General features: G+C 66.2%; 14 protein-coding genes. 3 read left to right on the top strand and 11 right to left on the bottom strand.

The window, feature by feature from the left end; genetic code table 11:
• Position 1 precedes the first annotated feature (1 nt).
• Positions 2-2,089 (top strand): acetate--CoA ligase family protein, encoded by a 2,088-nt coding sequence (locus CEK29_RS22950; protein WP_094859414.1) that lies wholly within the window; start codon positions 2-4, stop codon positions 2,087-2,089.
• A gap of 44 nt (positions 2,090-2,133) precedes the next feature.
• Complete coding sequence (locus tag CEK29_RS22945) at positions 2,134-3,279, top strand: acyl-CoA dehydrogenase family protein (protein WP_094859413.1); 1,146 nt, start codon at positions 2,134-2,136, stop codon at positions 3,277-3,279.
• Between the two features lie 67 nt (positions 3,280-3,346).
• On the opposite strand, the gene CEK29_RS22940 is transcribed toward CEK29_RS22945, so the two are convergent.
• From CEK29_RS22940 to CEK29_RS22895, 10 genes are all read right to left on the bottom strand, one after another.
• On the bottom strand, positions 3,347-4,849 hold the full coding sequence (locus CEK29_RS22940) for a peroxidase family protein (protein ID WP_094859412.1): 1,503 nt from the start codon (positions 4,847-4,849) through the stop codon (positions 3,347-3,349).
• Between the two features lie 335 nt (positions 4,850-5,184).
• Entirely contained in the window at positions 5,185-6,069 is an 885-nt protein-coding gene (locus tag CEK29_RS22935) for an ABC transporter permease (RefSeq protein ID WP_094798086.1), read from the bottom strand.
• Positions 6,070-6,078: 9 nt separating this feature from the next.
• On the bottom strand, positions 6,079-6,984 hold the full coding sequence (locus CEK29_RS22930) for an ABC transporter ATP-binding protein (RefSeq protein ID WP_094859411.1): 906 nt from the start codon (positions 6,982-6,984) through the stop codon (positions 6,079-6,081).
• Between the two features lies 1 nt (position 6,985).
• On the bottom strand, positions 6,986-8,050 hold the full coding sequence (locus CEK29_RS22925; RefSeq protein WP_094798084.1) for an ABC transporter substrate-binding protein: 1,065 nt from the start codon (positions 8,048-8,050) through the stop codon (positions 6,986-6,988).
• A 277-nt stretch (positions 8,051-8,327) separates the two neighbouring features.
• A complete protein-coding gene (locus CEK29_RS22920; protein WP_094859410.1) occupies positions 8,328-9,527 on the bottom strand; it encodes a M20 aminoacylase family protein in 1,200 nt (399 codons plus the stop codon).
• Between the two features lie 79 nt (positions 9,528-9,606).
• Entirely contained in the window at positions 9,607-10,692 is a 1,086-nt protein-coding gene (locus tag CEK29_RS22915; RefSeq protein WP_094859409.1) for an ABC transporter ATP-binding protein, read from the bottom strand.
• Positions 10,689-11,687 carry an ABC transporter ATP-binding protein gene (locus CEK29_RS22910; RefSeq protein ID WP_094859408.1) on the bottom strand — a complete coding sequence of 333 codons (999 nt, stop codon included), beginning with the start codon at positions 11,685-11,687 and terminating at the stop codon, positions 10,689-10,691. Before CEK29_RS22910 ends, CEK29_RS22915 begins: the two co-directional genes overlap by 4 nt.
• A 10-nt stretch (positions 11,688-11,697) precedes the next feature.
• Complete coding sequence (locus CEK29_RS22905) at positions 11,698-12,627, bottom strand: ABC transporter permease (protein ID WP_094859407.1); 930 nt, start codon at positions 12,625-12,627, stop codon at positions 11,698-11,700.
• Positions 12,624-13,598, bottom strand: coding sequence for an ABC transporter permease (locus CEK29_RS22900; protein ID WP_094798079.1), 975 nt, complete (start codon positions 13,596-13,598; stop codon positions 12,624-12,626). The genes CEK29_RS22905 and CEK29_RS22900 overlap by 4 nt, the downstream gene beginning before the upstream one ends.
• A 20-nt stretch (positions 13,599-13,618) precedes the next feature.
• Complete coding sequence (locus tag CEK29_RS22895) at positions 13,619-15,205, bottom strand: ABC transporter substrate-binding protein (RefSeq protein WP_094798078.1); 1,587 nt, start codon at positions 15,203-15,205, stop codon at positions 13,619-13,621.
• A 119-nt stretch (positions 15,206-15,324) separates the two neighbouring features.
• Between CEK29_RS22895 and mnmE the strand changes: the two genes are divergently transcribed.
• Positions 15,325-16,677, top strand: a complete 1,353-nt coding sequence (mnmE, locus tag CEK29_RS22890) for a tRNA uridine-5-carboxymethylaminomethyl(34) synthesis GTPase MnmE (RefSeq protein ID WP_094859406.1) — start codon at positions 15,325-15,327, stop codon at positions 16,675-16,677.
• A gap of 45 nt (positions 16,678-16,722) precedes the next feature.
• Here the strand turns inward: mnmE and CEK29_RS22885 are convergent, their stop codons facing one another.
• Entirely contained in the window at positions 16,723-17,496 is a 774-nt protein-coding gene (locus CEK29_RS22885; protein WP_094859405.1) for an alpha/beta fold hydrolase, read from the bottom strand.
• Between the last annotated feature and the right edge of the window lie 175 nt (positions 17,497-17,671).

The following is a 17,671-nucleotide window of genomic DNA, read 5'->3' as shown; positions in this document are numbered from 1 at the left end:
CATGACTTCTTCACAACCGGGCACCTTGTGTGCCCAGGCGCTGCTCGCGCCCGCGAGCGTGGCGCTCGTCGGCGCGTCGGCCGATCCCGCCAAGAACACGGCCCGCCCGCTGCGCTTCATGCGCAAGCACCGATACGGCGGCCGCATCTATCCGATCAACCCGGCACGCGACACGGTGCTGGGTGAACGCGCCTGGCCCACGCTCGACGCGTTGCCCGAAGCGGTGGAGCATGTGTTCATTATGGTGCCGGGCGCGCAGGTCGAAGCGCTGCTCGAGCCGTGCGCGCGCGCCGGCGCACGCGTGGTCACCGTCTATTCCGATGGCTTCGCCGAAAGCGACGAAGCCGGGCGCCTGCGCCAGGAGGCGCTGGTGCGTCAGGCGAGGGCGCTCGGCCTGCGACTGCTCGGCCCCAACAGTATCGGATGCGCGGACCTGCATGGCGGTGCGATCTTGTCGGTGAACGCGGTCTTCGAGGCCGACGATCTGATCCCGGGCGACATCAGCCTGGTCTCGCAAAGCGGATCGATGATGGGCTCACTGCTCTCGCGCGCGGCGGCGCGCGGCTTCGGTTTCGCGCGTTCCGTGTCGGTGGGCAATGAAGCCGACATCAGCGTGGGCGAAGTCGTGGATGCGCTGGTGGACGATGCGCAGACTCGCGTGATTCTGCTTTTCATGGAGACGCTGCGCGACGCGCCGGCGATGGCGCGTGCGTTGGCACGGGCCCGCGCGGCCGGCAAACCGGTGATCGCCTACAAGCTGGGCCAGTCGGCGCAAGGGGACGCGCTGGCGAGCACGCATACCGGCGCGCTCGCGGGCAACGATGCCGCCGTCGACGCCTTCCTGCGCGCGCATGGCGTCATGCGCGTGCGCTCGCTCGAGGCACTGTTCGAGCTGGCGCCGCTGGCGCGCCGCTATCAGGCGAGCCGGCGTGAGCGAACCGACGCGCCACGTGTGGCCGTCATTACCACCACCGGCGGCGGCGCGGCCACCGTCGTCGACAACCTGGGGCTGCATGGTTTGGTTGCGGTGGCACCGCCCCCGGATTTCATCGCGCGCATGGCCGAGCGAGGCCTGCGTCTGCGCGAAACGCCCGTGATCGATCTCACGTTGGCAGCAACCAGCACGCAATACCGCGATCTGCTCGAGGCCTTGCTGCGCGCCGACTGGTGCGATGCGGTGTTGAGCGTGGCCGGCTCCTCCGCGCAGTTCCACCCGCAGCTGGTCGTCGAGCCGCTCGAAGCCGCGGAAAAACCTGTGGATAAGCCCTTGGCCGTGTTTCTCGCGCCCGATGCGCCGCAATCGCTTGCCCGTTTGCGCGAGGCCGGAATCGCCGCGTTCCGCACGCCCGAGGCGTGCGCCGACGCGCTCGCCGCCTTGCTGGCGAGTCCGGGCCGCGCACCGGCCGACCCGCGTACCTGGCAATGGCCGTCCGGGATGCCGCGCAACGGCATGCTCACCGAGCACCAGAGCAGCCGGATCTTCGCGTCGCTCGGCGTGCCGGTCGCGCGTGCCGAGCTGGTATCCGCCGACGCGCCGGCGCACAGCCTCGCCTATCCCGTGGTGGCCAAGATCAGTTCGCCCGATATCGCGCACAAGACCGATATCGGCGCGGTGCGCGTCAATCTGCGCGACGCCGAGGCGTTGCGTGCCGCCGCCGCCGACATCCGGGCCAATGTGGCGCGCCTCGCGCCGGCTGCCCGCATCGACGGGCTGCTGGTGCAGGAGATGCGCCAGGGCCTGGCGGAGTTCATCCTGGGTTATCGCGACGATCCGCTCGCAGGTCCGACGGTGCTGCTGGGCGCGGGTGGCATCCACGCCGAGCTGGCCCCCGACATCGCATTGCGGCTCGCGCCGATCGACGAAGCCGGCGCCTGGGAAATGATCCACGCGGTGCGGCACACGCGGCTGGTGCGTGGATTCCGCGGGCTGCCGCCCGGCGACTGCGCCGCGCTCGCGCGCGCCATCGCCGACTTCTCGCAGCTCGCGGCGTGCACCGACGCCACGATTGCCGAGGCCGAGATCAATCCGCTGTTCGTGTGCGCCGACGGCGTGATCGCCGTCGACGGCCTGCTGCGCCTGAGCGCGTAGCCGCGCCTCTCTTCTTATCCACAGACTTGTTCATTCGGACTGCCATGAACTTCGAACTCACTGCTGAACAACGCGACTTCCAGAATGCGGTGCGCCGCTACGCCGAAAAGGCACTCAAGCCCGGCGCGCCGGAGCGCGCCCACGCCGACGCCTATCCCTGGGAGGTCGCGCGCGAGATGGCGGCGCAAGGCCTGCTCGGCATCACGATCGATGAAGCGGACGGCGGCGTGGGCGGCTCGCTCATGGATGCCGTCATTGCGATCGAGACGGTCGCTTCGGTGTGCCCACGCAGCGCGGATGTGGTGCAGGCCGGCAACTTCGGCGCGATCCGCGTGCTCGCCGAGTACGGCAGCGCGAAGCAGAAAGAAGCCTATCTGAGCCGACTGCTGGCGGGCGAGATGTTGATCGCGGTCGGCATGACCGAACCCGATGCGGGCTCCGCCGTCACCGAACTCAAGACGCGTGCCACGCGCGACGGCCAGGGCTGGCGCATCAACGGCTCGAAGATCTTCACCACGCACGGCCCTCACGCGGATCTGATTCTGGCGTATGTGCGCTTCGGCCCGGGCACGCAAGGCATCGGCTCGGTCCTGATCGAAACCCGCGCCGACGGCGTCAGGCTCGGCAAGCGTTCCACCTTCATGTCGGACGAAGCCTGGGCGGAAATCCACTTCGACGAGGTCTACATTCCGGACGAGATGGTCGTTCTGGGCGAGGGCGGATTCAAGAAGCAGATCGCGGGCTTCAACGTCGAACGCATCGGCAACACCGCGCGCTCGCTGGCATTGGGGCGCTATGCCTACGAAGAGGCACGGGGCTGGGCGCTGCAGCGCAAACAGTTCGGCAGGCTGTTGTGCGAGTTCCAGGGCCTGCAATGGAAATTCGCCGACATGCGCATCAAGCTCGACGCCGCGCAGTTGCTGCTCTATCGCGCGGCCACCAAAGCGGACACCGGCTTCCCGGACGCAACCGAGACCGCGATTGCCAAGGCCTATTGCAACCAGATCGGGTTTGAGGTCGCGAACGAGGCGCTGCAGGTGATGGGCGGCATGGGCTACAGCCGCGAATCCCTGGTGGAGTACTGCGTGCGCCGTTGCCGCGGCTGGATGATCGCCGGCGGCTCGATCGAGATCCTGAAAAACCGCATCGCCGAAGGCGTGTTCGAGCGCAGCTTCCCGCAGCGTCAGTAAAGCAGCGGCCCCGGAGGTGCAGGCATCAAATGCCTGCAACTCCGGGGCCGCGGTCGAGCAAACTCGATTACTTCAGATCGAAACGATCGAGGTTCATCACCTTGGTCCAGGCCGCCACGAAATCACGCGCGAACTTCTCCTGCGCGTCGTCGCTGGCATACACCTCGGCGAGTGCGCGCAGCTGCGAATGCGCACCGAACACCAGATCGATACGGCTCGCGGTCCACTTGGCCTCGCCGGTCTTGCGGTCCCGGCCCTCGAACGACTCACGCGCAGGCGTCGCCGGCTGCCACACCGTGCCCATGTCGAGCAGGTTGCGGAAGAAGTCGTTGCTCAGCACGCCCGGCCGGTCGGTGAACACACCACGCGCATCCTGCGGATCCTGCACACCCAGCACACGCAGGCCGCCGATCAGCACCGTCAGCTCCGGCGCAGTCAGCGTCAGCAACTGCGCGCGATCGATGAGCAGATGCTCGGCGGGCACGCTGAAGCGCGCCTTCTGATAGTTGCGGAAGCCATCGGCCACGGGCTCGAGCGGTGCGAAGGAATCGACGTCGGTCTGCTCCTGCGTGGCATCGGTGCGTCCCGGCGCGAACGGCACGGTCAGCTTCTGGCCCGCCTTGGCGGCCGCCTGCTCCACGGCTGCACAGCCCGCCAGCACGATCAGGTCGGCGATGGAGATTTGCTTGCCACCCGCCTGCGCGCCGTTGAAATCGCGCTGGATGGATTCGAGCACGGCGAAGGTCTCGCGGATATCCTGGGCCGCGGCAAGCGGATCGGGATTGCCTTCGGGGCCTTCGGGATTCACATAAATCAGACCCATCTGCACCGCAGCCAGCGGATTCTCGAGATGACGGCCATGATCGGTACGGCTTTCCTCGGCGCCATGCAGCGCTTCGTCGGCCACGATCACGCCTTCGTCGTCGTTACCCGCGGCGCCCTTGCCGTAGCGCAGATCGCCGCCCAGCCAGGTCTTCTCGTTGCCCCAATACACGTCCTGGTCGGGTTCCCAGGTGTCGACCCGTCCGCCCGCAAAACCAAAGGTCTTGAAGCCCATGGTTTCGAGCGCGACGTTGCCGGTCAGGATCAGCAGGTCGGCCCACGAAATCTTGTTGCCATACTTCTGCTTGATCGGCCACAACAGCCGGCGCGCCTTGTCCAGGCTCACGTTGTCGGGCCAGCTGTTGAGCGGCGCGAAGCGTTGTTGGCCCCGACCCGCGCCACCCCGGCCATCGCCGATACGATAGGTGCCGGCGCTGTGCCAGGCCATGCGGATGAAGAGCGGACCATAGTGGCCGAAGTCGGCCGGCCACCACTCCTGCGAGTCGGTCATCAGCTGCGCGAGATCCTGCTTCAACGCGGCGAGATCCAGGCCCTTGAAGGCGCGGGCGTAATCGAAATCCTGGTCCATCGGATCCGTCTTCGCCGAATGCTGGCTCAGCAGATCGAGCCGGAGTTGCTGAGGCCACCAGTCGCGGTTCGTGGTGCCACCGCCGGCGGCGTGTTTGACGCCTTTCGGAGCGTCGTCGCCCTTCGTGTGATTGAACGGGCATTTGGCTTCGTTCGACATGCGCTCTCTCCTTGATATGAATATGGGGAGCCGGCTCGTCCACGAGCCAGCGTGTGTGCGCCTGCACAGGCGCCACGTCAGGGAGAGAGCGGCTGGCGTAATCAAGACGCCGAATACATTGCCGCGGTTGCTCACGCCACTCCCGTGTCGTGTCCGGGGTTTGGCGATCGCGCAGCAGCGAAGGCCCCACCGGTGCTAGGGAATATACGTGAGCGCTAGGAAAGAAAATATTTGATTGGTCTAATGCCACTCATAGAAGAGCGCTATAGACCTAAGCATTTGGTATAGCTTGACGCCCGCATGCATCACACTGACGCGGCCTCTGCGAGGATTCGTCAGCGTTGCATGCCCCAACGCCTGACCGTCACGCGTTCGAGCGTATCGAACACGAGGTTCTCCACAAGCAGCCCGATCAGCACGACCGCGGCCAGTCCCGCGAACACCTTGTCTGTGTATAACTCGTTGCGATTCTGGAAGATGTACCAACCCAGCCCGCCCTTGCCGCTCGATGCGCCGAACACCAGCTCCGCCGCGATCAGCGTGCGCCAGGCGAAGGCCCACGCGATGCGCAAGCCGGACAGAATCGCGGGCAGGGCGGCCGGCACCAGGATGGCCAGCACGTACCGCAGCCCGCTCAAGCCATAGTTGCGGCCCGCCATACGCAGCGTTTCGGATACCGTGAGAAAGCCGGAGTACATGTTGACCGCCAATGCCCACAGCACGGAATGGATCAACACGAACACCAGGCTGCCTTCTCCCAGACCGAACCACAGCATGGCCAGCGGCAGCAGTGCGATCGCAGGCAGCGGATTGAACATGGCGGTCAGCGTGGAGAGCAGGTCCCGGCCGAAACGCGTCGAGACGGCCGCCGTGGTCAGCACGAAGGCGAGCAGCACGCCGGCGGCATAGCCCTTGAGCAATACCGACAGGGACAACGCGGCGCGCGCGGGCAGCTGGCCGTTGAAGAGCTCCTCGGCGAAGGCTTGCGCGGTGGCCCAGGCGCCGGGCAGAAGCAGATCGTTGTCGGCCCAACGCGCCGCGCCTTCCCACAACAGCGTCAGCAACAGCAGGATGAGGGCCTTGCGCACGGCGCTATGACCATACAGACGCTCGTGCCACGGCAGCGTCGCGGCGAGCGTCAAGGGAGGAAGGGGCTCGAGCACGCGTTCGTATTCGGGCCGCGCGTGTGCGGGATCGGTCAGTGTGGAGGAGATCGGCATGCGGGGCTCTCAGGCAGCGCGGCGGTCGATACCGCGGCGGGCCGTTGCGGTGGCGGCCGCAGCGGTATCGACCGCCGCGGCACCGGCCGCCGCGGTATCGACCGCCGCGGCACCGACCTCGGCCTCGCCGAACAACAGCGAGTGGATGCGTTGCGCGGCCGCCTGGAACGCGCTCGAACCGGGGCTATGCAGCCCATACTGATGCGCGTTGAGTTCGGCGCGCACGCGGCCCGGATGCGGCGACAGCAGAAGAATGCGATTGCCGAGAATCAACGCCTCTTCGATCGAATGCGTCACGAACAGCAGCGTGAACGGATTGTCTTCCCACAGGGTCAACAGTTCTTCCTGCATGCGGCGCCGCGTTAGCGCATCGAGCGCCGCGAACGGCTCGTCCATCAGCAGGATGCGCGGCTGCATCGCGAGCGCACGCGCAATCGCCACGCGTTGCTTCATGCCGCCCGACAGGGTGTGCGGATACGCATCGGCAAAGGCCGACAGACCCACCTTGTCGAGATAGTGCAGCGCACGTTCCTCGGCTTCGCGTCGCGGCAGCTTGTGCGCCGCCCGCAGCGGAAAGGCCACGTTCTGCTTCACCGTCTTCCAGGGCGGCAGCTGGTCGAACTCCTGGAACACCACCACGCGATCCGGGCCCGGCGCGCGGATGGGCTCACCGTCGAGCCGCAGCTCGCCCCCGACCGGCGCGACAAAGCCGGCGGCCGCTTTCAGCAAGGTGGATTTGCCGCAGCCCGACGGGCCCAGCAGAATGAAGCGATCCTGCGGCCAGACGTCGAAGCTGACCTCGTGCGTGGCGCGGATGCGGCGCTGACCCGCCTTGTACTCGAGCGTGGCGCGGTCCACCCGCAGCAGCGGACCGGTCTCGTGCACGGCGTGGCTCTGCGGATCGCGCCCGTTCATCTCAGCCGCCCTGTGCGGTCAGCGCGTCGTCGAAGAAGTAGTCGCGCCAGCTGGCCGGCTTGTTCTTGATCGCGCCCACCTCGTGCATGAATTCGGCGAGACGGTACGTGTTCTGTGGAGCGAGCTTGAACTCCACCTGCGGGTTCTTGATGATGTCGACCAGCAGCTTGCGATCGGTCTTGGCGCCGGTCGACTTCAAGTAGATGTCGGCGGCCGCCTCGGGGTTGGCGCGCACGAACTCGGCGGCCTCCTTGAGCGCGGCCTGGAAGGCGGCGTAGGTCTTGGGATTTTCCTTGCGGAATTTCTCGGTGGCGAACAACACCGTGGAGGAGCTCGGCCCGCCCAGCACGTCGTACGAATTCAGCACGATGCGCGCCTTCGGATTGGCGGCGAGTTCCTGTTCCTGGAACGGCGGGTTGCCGAAATGGCCCGTGATCTCGGTACCCCCCGAGATGATGGCCGCGGCCGCATCGGGGTGAGGCACCGCCACGGAAATCGCGTCGAGCTTGTTGTACTGCTCCTTGCCCCAGACCTTGGACGAAGCCAGCTGCAGCACGCGCGACTGGACCGACACCCCCACGGCGGGCACGGCGATGCGGTCGCGGTCGGTGAAGTCGGCGATCGTCTTCACGTTCGGATTGTTCGTGACCAGGTAGTAAGGAAAGTTGCCCAGCGACGCGACGCCCTTCACGTTCTGTTTGCCGTGCGTGCGATCCCAGATGGTCAGGAGCGGGCCGACCCCGGCCCCGGCGATGTCGACCGCGCCGGAGAGCAACGCGTCGTTCACGGCGGCGCCGCCCGAGAGCTTCTTCCACTCGACCTTGATGTCCTGTCCGGCGGCCTTGCCATGCTTCTCGATCAGCTGCTGTTCGCGCGTGACGTTGAGCAGCAGGTAAACGATACCGTACTGCTCCACCACCCGGATCTGCCCTTCTGCGCGCGCCGGCGTGGGTGCGGCCAGCGCCAGCGTGCCGATGAGCAGCGCGAGGCCGGCGCACGTCCCGTAGCGCACGAGGCGGTCGCGCAGCGTTTCAGGAGCACGTTCGGAAGCGGTCGGGTTCTGCATGAATGTCCTGCGAAGGTCGGGGAGGAACCGGCACATCGTCAGCCTGGCCTGGCGGCCGGCGGCGCGTGCTCGATTCAGAGCGACCCATTATGAAAACGCGCCACCCTGCGACAAACGAATATCTCGGCGTTTGCACAGAGCTTCACGTCATATGGCAGGACGACAAAAAGCCGCGTAGGTAAGTACACACTTACGCTAGCGGCTTTTGTTTACGCAGTTTCCAGGGCGGCGGCCCGGGTCGCCCAAAAGTGGCGGGCCGGGGCCGGCCCGCCTGGCTTCATGCCTTCGGCATATAAGCTTCGACCAGCTTCACCCAGTAGGTCGCGCCTACCGGCAACAGCGCGTCGTTGAAGTCGTAGTTCGGGTTGTGCAACTGGCACGGGCCCATGCCGTGATAGCTCTGCAGGCGGTGATCCCCGTCCCCGTTGCCCAGGAACAGATAGCAGCCGGGCACTTTCTCGAGATAGAACGAGAAGTCTTCGGCGCCCATGAACTGCGGAATGTCGGTGTTGACGTGTTCGTCGCCGAAGGCGGCGCGCGCCACCTCGGTCGCGAACGCGGTCTGCTCAGCCCAGTTCACGAGCGGCGGATAGGCGCGCACGAACTGCAGCTCGCCCGACCCGCCATACACCTGCGGCAGGGTGGTCACGATGCGGCGCATGTCGGCCTCGATCTTGTCGAGGGCCACCGTGGTGTAGGTGCGCACCGTGCCGCGCAGCACGGCTTCGCCCGGAATGACGTTGTACGCGTCGCCGGCGTGGATCTGCGTGATCGACAGCACGGCGGCGTCCAGCGGATCGCGGCTGCGTGAAATCACGGTCTGGAGCGCGTGCACCATGTCCGCCGCGACCACGATCGGATCGACCGCGCCGTGCGGTTGCGCCGCGTGGCCGCCCACGCCCTTGATGATGATGTCCCAGCGATTGCTCGACGCCATCATCGGGCCGGCGCGAAAGCCGAACTGGTTCACGGGCATGCCCGGCATGTTGTGCAGGCCATAGATCGCGTCGCACGGGAAGCGATCGAACAGGCCGTCTTCGATCATCGCCCGGGCGCCGGCGTTACCGCCTTCTTCGGCGGGCTGGAAGATGAAATTGATGGTGCCGTCGAAATTGCGATGACGCGACAGATACTCGGCCGCGCCGAGCAGGATCGTGGTGTGGCCGTCGTGGCCGCAGCCGTGCATGCGGCCCGGGATGGTGGAGCGGTGCTCGAAGCGATTGTGCTCGGGCATCGGCAACGCATCCATGTCGGCGCGCAGACCAATGGTCTTGGTGCCGGAGCCCGCGCGCAGCACGCCCACCACGCCGGTCTTGCCGATGCCGGTGTGCACTTCGAGACCGAGATCGCGCAAGCGCTGCGCCACCAGGCCAGCCGTGCGGGTTTCTTCGAAGGCGAGTTCGGGATGAGCGTGAATATCGCGACGCAGCGCCGTGAGGTCGGCGTGGGCGCGTTCGATTTCGTCTATGGTCTTCATGATGGTCGAAGGTCGACTTGAGAAAGAATTTTGTAGCACAGGCACGGCCCAGCCAGCGCCGCGCCCGGCGAACTGACTGTCATTGTGCCCGCGTTTCAGCGGGCTGCGTGTCGGCGTGTTGTACGGCAGCGGGTTGCGCGTCGTTCAGATGGCAGGCACTGATATGGCCTGCCGCCACCTGCCGCAGCAACGGACGTTCGATGCTGCAACGCGGCATCGCATGCGGACAGCGCGGGTGAAAGGTGCAGCCGGAGGGCGGTGCGAGCGGCGAGGGCAGCTCGCCCTTGATCGGGCGATAGCTGCGCCGCTCGGGCGTGAGCGTCGGCAGCTCTTCGAGCAGCGCCTGCGTGTACGGATGGTTGGGCCGGTCGAAGATGTCTTCGGTGCGCGCCAGCTCGACGATGCGGCCCAGATACATGATGGCCACCCGATCCGAGATATGGCTGACCACCGCCAGATTGTGGCTGATGAACAGATACGTCAGGTCCAGGTCGGCGCGCAGCTGGCCGAACAGATTGATCACCTGCGCCTGGATCGACACATCGAGCGCCGCGACGGCCTCGTCGCACACGATGGCGCGAGGCTTGAGCGCCAGCGCGCGCGCGATGCCGATGCGCTGACGCTGCCCGCCGGAAAACTGATGGGGATAACGCTGTGCGTAAGTCGGATCCAGCCCGACCTGCCGCATCAGCCCGGCCACATACTCCTGCCGGTCCGCGCGTCGCACCAGTCCGTGCGCCACCGGCGCCTCGCCGATGATGTCGGCCACGCGCATGCGCGGATTGAGCGATGCGTAGGGATCCTGGAAGATCATCTGCACGCCGAGCTCGTAGGCACGCCGTTGCGGCCCGGGCAGACGCGCCACGTCCTGTCCCTCGTACTGAATGCGGCCGGCGGTGGGATTGAGAATGCCGGCCACCATGCGGCCCAGCGTCGACTTCCCGCAGCCGGATTCGCCCACGATGCCGATCACCTCGCCCGCCTGCACGTCGAGGTCGACGCCGGCGACCGCATGCACGACCTGATCCTTCAGGCCGGCGCCGAACAGATTCGCGATGCGCCCGGCGATATCCACGGGCTGCGCAAAACGCATCTCCACATCGCGCAGCGACAACAACGTGCGCGGCGGCGCCTGATCCAACGTCTTTTGCGTTGCCTGCGTCATACGGCCTCTCCCGCGTGCCAGCATCGCACCCAGTGCGCCGGCCGGATCTCCACCGGCTGCGGCGCGGCCAGACAGGCCTCGCTCGCGCGCGGACAGCGTGTGCGAAACGCGCAGCCTTCGGGCAGGTTGAGCAACGACGGCGTCATGCCCGGAATCTGCGCCAGCGGCTGGCCCCGGGTGGCGGGCGACGGAATCGACGCGATCAGCCCGTGCGTGTAGGGATGCTGTGCATGCGCAAGCACGTCACGCGTGGTGCCGGTTTCGACCACGCGCCCGGCATACATCACCGCCACGCGGTCCGCGAGGCCGGCCACGACCGCGAGATCGTGCGTGATCCAGATGAGCGCCGTGCCGGTCTCGGCACAGAGCTTCTGCATCTCGTAGAGGATCTGCCCTTGAATGGTGACGTCGAGCGCGGTCGTGGGCTCGTCGGCGATGATGATGCGCGGCTTGTTCAGCAGTGCGATGGCGATCGCCACGCGCTGGCGCATACCGCCCGACAGCTGATGCGGATACGCGCGCAGCCGCTCGCGCGGCGCCGGGATGCCCACCATCGTGAGCACCTCCAGCGCGCGCGCATGCGCCGCCTCGCGCGATACTTTCTGATGCGCCCGTACCGTCTCGATCATCTGCGTGTCTACCCGCAGCACCGGGTTGAGCGTCATCATCGGGTCCTGGAAGATCATGGCGATCTCGTTGCCCCGCAACGCACGCCAGCGATCCGCGCTGGCCGCGCGCAGGTCTTCCTGGCCCAGATGGATCGAGCCTTCGACGATACGGCCAGGCTCGTCCAGCAGACCGATCAACGAGAAGCCCGTGATGCTCTTGCCGGATCCGGACTCGCCCACCAGGCCGAGGATCTCGCCGCGCGCCAGATGCAGCTCCACGCCATCGACGGCCTTGACCACGCCGGCGCGCGTGTAGAAATGCGTCTTGAGCGAACGCACATCCAGGAGCGGTGCCTGCGTGGCGGCGTCGGGCATGACAGCGTGCATCCGGGCCTCCTCAGGCATTGTTGCGGGGGTTGAGCACATCGCGCAGATGGTCGCCCACCAGGTTGATCGCGATGATCAGCACCGCGAGCGCGATGCCAGGGAAGAAAGAAATCCAGTAGGTGCCCGAGAGCAGATACTCGAAGCCATTGGCGATCAGCATGCCGAGCGAGGGCTCGGTGACCGGCACCCCGACACCGAGGAAGGAGAGGGTGGCCTCCAGCGCGATCGCATGTGCGAGATCGATGGTCGCGATGACGATGAGCGGCGCCATGCAGTTGGGCAGGACATGGCGAAACAGCACGCGGCCCCACGACAGCGACATGCAGCGCGCGGCCTCCACGTACTCCTTGCCGCGTTCGACCAGGGCCGCGCCGCGCGCCGCCCGTGCGAAGTAGGCCCACTGCACCACCACCAGCGCGATGATGACCTTGTCCACCCCCTTGCCCAGAATCGCCAGCAGCACCAGAGCCACCAGAATGGCGGGGAACGACAACTGGATGTCGACGATGCGCATCAGCAGCGCATCGATGCGGCCACCGAAGTAAGCCGCGATCAGGCCGACCGAGGTGCCGATCAGAAATGCCGCCAGCACCGAGATGGCACCCACCATCAGGCTGGTGCGCATGCCATACAGAATGGCCGACAACACGTCGCGAGCCTGGCCGTCGGTGCCCAGCCAATAGGTCATCGTGCCGTCGCCGCTCTTTTCGCCGGGCGGCAACTTGGCGTCGAGAATGTCGAGCGATCCCAGATCGTAGGGGTTCTGCGGCGCGATCCAGGGCGCGAGCAGGGCGGCGCCGACGGTGAACACCAGCAGCACGAGCCCGAACAGCGCGAGCTTGCTGGCACAGAAATCGGCGGCGAACTGGCGCCACGGCGAGCGAGCGGCCGCGGCGCCGGCGGGCTTGGGCGCCACGCTCAGGTCGGCGGGAGAACTCATCGGCGGGACTCCAGTCGCACGCGGGGATCGAGCACGGTGTAGATGATGTCGACAACCAGATTGAGCATCACGAGGAAGAACACGATGAGGAGTAGATACGCCACCACCACCGGCCGATCCAGGTTGATGATCGAATCGATCAGCAGCTTGCCCATGCCGGGCCACGAAAACACGGTTTCGGTCACCACCGCGAACGCCACCACCTGGCCGAACTCCAGGCCGGCCACCGTCACGATGGGAATCAGGATGTTCTTCAGCAGATGCACACCCAGCACGCGGCGCTCCGACAGCCCCTTGGCTCGCGCGAACTTGATGTAGTCCTGAGGCAGGGATTCGCGCGTGGCCGCCCGCGTCACGCGGATGATCATGGCGCACTTGGCCAGCGCGATCGTGCTGGCCGGCAGGATCAGCGCGGCCCAGCCGCTCAAGGTAAACACGCTGAGCGACAGCCCGCCGATCTCGGCCGTGGCGCCGCGGCCGCTGGCGGGCAACCACTGCAGCGTGACCGCGAACACCATGATGAGCATCAGGCCCACCCAAAAATTGGGAAGCGAAAAGCCCAGCACCGAGCCCGTCATGATGGCGCGCGAGGTCGGCGCCTTGGGCTTGAGACCCGCACGGATGCCCAGCGGCACGCCGATCAGCACCGACAGCAGCATGGCGACACAGGCCAGTTCGAGCGTGGCCGGCATGCGCTCGAGAATGAGGCGCATGGCCGGCTCACCGGTCAGGAAGCTGTTGCCGAAGTTGCCCTGCACGGCCTGACCCATGAAGATCAGGTACTGCCGCCAGAGCGGCTGGTCCAGGCCCAGCGCGGTGCGGATGGCGGCGCGCTGGGCGTCGGTGGCCTCGGGGCTGGCAAGCATCGAGACCGGATCGCCCACCATGTAGATACCGGCGAACACCAATGCCGACATCACCAGCATCACGACAACAGACTGCATCAACCTGCGAATGATGGTGGCGAGCACGAGCGGCTACCTGCTACCGGTCATTTGGCGGGCGTGGCGTACTGCACCAGCGTGGTCTGATCCGGACGGCCCTGATAGCGGACGTCGTTCTTCATGGCCCACACCGAGAGCTCGAAATGCACCGGCAGCATTGCGTAATCATCCATCGCGATGTTGCTGGCCTCTTGCAGCAACGCCGCGCGCTTGGTGTCGTCCATGGTCGACGAGGCCTGCTTCACGAGCTCGTCCATCTTGGGATTGGAATAGCGGCTGCGGTTGGTCGTGCCCTGGCCCGCCTCCGGATTGCGCGTCATGAGCAGCGAGGTGAGCGCATTCGCCATCTCGCCACTGGTCACCGACCAGCCGGCCAGGTAGGCCGAAAATTGATAGCTGTCGCGATTCTTGAAAAACACCGGCGGCGCCATCGCGTCGACGCTGGTCTTCACGCCCACGCGCGTCCACATCGAGGCGATCGCCTGCGCGACCTTGGCGTCGTTCACGTAACGGCCCGACGGCGAGCCCAACGTGATCGAGAAGCCATTGGGATAGCCGGCTTCTTTCAGCAGCGCCCGGGCCTTCTCGACATCGGGCTTGGGGGCTTCGGCGTGTTCTTTCGAGGCGCCGAACATGGGGTAGGGGAGCAGATTGCCCGCCGGCTTGGCAACGCCGCCCATCACGCGATCGACGATGGCCTCGCGATTGAGCGCGAGCGACAGCGCTTCGCGCACGCGCTTGTCCTTCATCGGATTCTTCTCGGTGCCCTGCACGCCGGGCGAAGGCTCCGCATGCTGATCGAGCGCCACATACACCACGCGCACCGACGGCGTTTCTTCGACGTGCAGCTTCTTGTCGCCCTTGAGCTTGGGCAGATCGTCGGTCGGGGGATCCTCGATCATGTCGACATCGCCCGCGAGCAGCGCCGCCACGCGCGCGGCCGCGTTGGTCATCGGGCGATACGTGACCTTTTCCCAGGCGGGCTGCTTGCCCCAGTAATGCTCGTTGCGCTGGAACACGAGCTCGGCGCCGCGCTTCCAGGACACGAATTTGTACGGGCCGGTGCCCACCAGGCCGTCGCCGCTGTTGAGCTCGGTCGTGGTCTTGCCTTCGGCCGCGGGACCCGAGGCCGCCTTTTTCGAGAGGATCGGCAACTGCGCAAGATTGATCAGCAGGTTGGGCGCGACGTCTTTGGTGGTGATGCGCAAGGTATGTGCATCGACCGCCTCCGTCTTCGCCACGGCGCCAAGGTAGAGCGTGAAGGGCGAGGGGCTGTTCGGCACCTTGGGCACGCGGTCGTAGGTGAACACCACGTCTTCGGCCGTGAACGGCGAGCCATCGGAGAACTTGACGTTGGGCCGCAGCTTGAAGGTCCAGACCTTGTCGTCCACGGTCCAGGACTCGGCGAGACCCGGCACGGGCTGCAACTTGTTGTCCACCCCCACGAGAGACTCGAAGAGCGTTTGCGAAATCTGCGTATTCGGCGTGAGCGCGTGATACTGCGGATCCATCGAACTGGGTTCGGTCTTGAGCGCCACCACCAGGTCACGCGCCGACGCTTGCGAAAGCGCACCGAAAGCCATCAATACCGCTGCCGACGCACAGGTCAGCCCACGCGCAAAACGAAAAGCCATTTCGCTCTCCCCGAAGAGTGTTTGGTCTGTCTTACCGCGCAATGAACATAACCAGCAAACATCGGGCCGCGCAACAGTTATATTCCCTTATTGTTCATCGTCCGCACGTCTGCATCGCCATGAGTCTCGCCGCCCCCATCGTTGCCATCGCCACCGCTCCCGGACGCGGCGGAATCGGGGTCGTGCGCGTCTCCGGACCCGATCTGCGCGAGCTCGTACGCACGCTGTTCGGCCGAGATCTCACACCGCGTCATGCGCACTATCTGCCGTTCAAGAATGCGGAAGGTGAGGTGCTCGACGAAGGCATCGCGATCTACTTCAAGGGCCCGCACTCGTACACCGGCGAAGACGTGCTCGAGCTGCAGGGCCACGGCGGCCCCGCGGTGCTGCGCCGTATCCTGGCGCGCTGCCTGCAGGCCGGACACGATCTCGGCACGCGTCCCGCCGAGCCGGGCGAGTTCACGCAACGCGCTTTTCTCAACGACCGCCTGGACCTGGCCCAGGCCGAAGCCGTCGCCGATCTGATCGACGCCTCATCCGAAGCCGCCGCACGCGGCGCGATGGCGTCGCTGTCGGGCGAGTTTTCGCACAAGGTCACGGGCTTGTCCGATCGCATCGTGCATCTGCGCATGCTGGTCGAGGCCACGCTCGATTTCCCCGAAGAAGAGATCGACTTCCTCGAGAAGTATCAGGCCCGCCCCACGCTGGACGCGATCGCCGAGGAGCTCGACACGCTCATCCGTCAGGCGCGCCAGGGCATCATCCTGCGCGAAGGCCTGCACGTCGTGCTGGCCGGCCAGCCCAACGTCGGCAAGTCGAGCCTGCTCAATGCGTTGGCCGGCGACGAGATCGCCATCGTGACGCCGATTGCCGGCACCACGCGCGACAAGGTCGTGCAGGAGATCCACATCGACGGCGTGCCGCTGCACATCATCGACACGGCCGGTCTGCGCGAGACCGACGACACGGTGGAAAGCATCGGCATCGCGCGCACCTGGAAAGAGATCGAACGTGCCGACGTGATCCTGCACCTGCAGGACGCCACCTCGCCCGACGACGTGCTCGACGCCGCGATCACGGCACGCCTGCCCGCGCGCACGCCGGTGCTAGAAGTTTTCAACAAGATAGATTTATTGGTTGCGGACGCAACTATCGCGACAGAAGCCATCGGCATCTCCGCGAAGCAGGGCACGGGTCTGGAAGCGCTGCGCCAGCGCCTGCTCGCGCTGGCCGGATGGAATCCCGGCGCCGAGTCGCCCTGGCTCGCCCGCGAGCGTCATCTGCACGCGCTGCAGGACGCCGCCGATCACCTCGAACTCGCCACCGCGCACGCCGAGCAAGACGACCGCGTGCTCGACCTGTTCGCCGAAGAGCTGCGCCTCGCACACGAAAGCCTCACCAGCATTACCGGCAAGTTCACGAGCGATGACCTGCTGGGTGAGATATTCTCGAGCTTCTGCATCGGCAAGTGATCCCATGGCCGGACAGCCCGTCCGGCCTGGGCACTGACTCCCCGATCACACCGCCTTCAAGAACCCCGCCACGGCGTCGACCACCGCCTCCTGCTTTTCCCGATGCGGCACGTGGCCGCAGCCGGTCACGATAAAGGGCGGTGCGGCATGAGGGGTGAGTGAGGCGAAGCGGCGCGGATGCTCGAGCGAGCCGTATTCGTCGTCATCGCCGTGGATCGCCAGCGCCGGGCAGGTCACGCGCGGCAGCACGTCGGTCAGGCTCCAGGCCTGGAAGGCGTCGGAGAGCCAGGTGTCCACCCAGGCGCGCAACACCCATTCGGCCTTGTCGCCGTGATAGCGCGCCAGGCGATCGAGCTGGCCCGCCTCGGCGAACGACACATCGGCGGCGCGGATGCCGTTCAGCGTCCGGTCTTCCACGAATGCCTGCGCGGATTCGGTGATGAGCGCGCGGCAGGCCTGTGGATAAGCCGCCGCGACATTGCTCGCCATCGCGCCCCCGACGCTGTGGCCGAAGGCGACAAAGGCGTCCAGGCCCAGTTGCTCGTGCAAGGCGGCAAATGCGTCCACCTCGGCTTCGACGAAGCCCGGGCCGAGCTTGCCGGGATGCGGATCGGACAGACCGAAGCCCAGCCTGTCGTACGCGATCACATCGCGGCCGGTCGCGCGGGCCAGGTTTTCCGGAAAATCGCGCCAGAGCGAAACCGCCCCGAGCGAATCATGAAACAGCACGATGGGCGCGCCGGATCCGGCCTCGGCCCCTCGCCAGCGCCGGGCATACAGTCGCCCCGCGGCGGTACTTATCCACAGATCTTCAGCCATGCGGTTCCTGCCTGAGAGTCGCGCCAGCACGCCTGCCGGCATCGCCTGCGAGGCTATCACGAGGGCAGGGCACCGGACAAAACGCCTGCCGGGCCGCGGGGACAAACCTGTGAATTTCCCTGTGGACAAGCATTGAACAGGCTGGGGAAAACTCGGCGCCTTCACTCTGAAACGG

Origin of the sequence: Bordetella genomosp. 5 (assembly GCF_002261475.1) — a bacterium.
GTDB lineage: Bacteria > Pseudomonadota > Gammaproteobacteria > Burkholderiales > Burkholderiaceae_B > Bordetella.
Note: the sequence above shows the minus strand (reverse complement) of the source record. Positions and strands in the feature narration are given on the sequence as shown.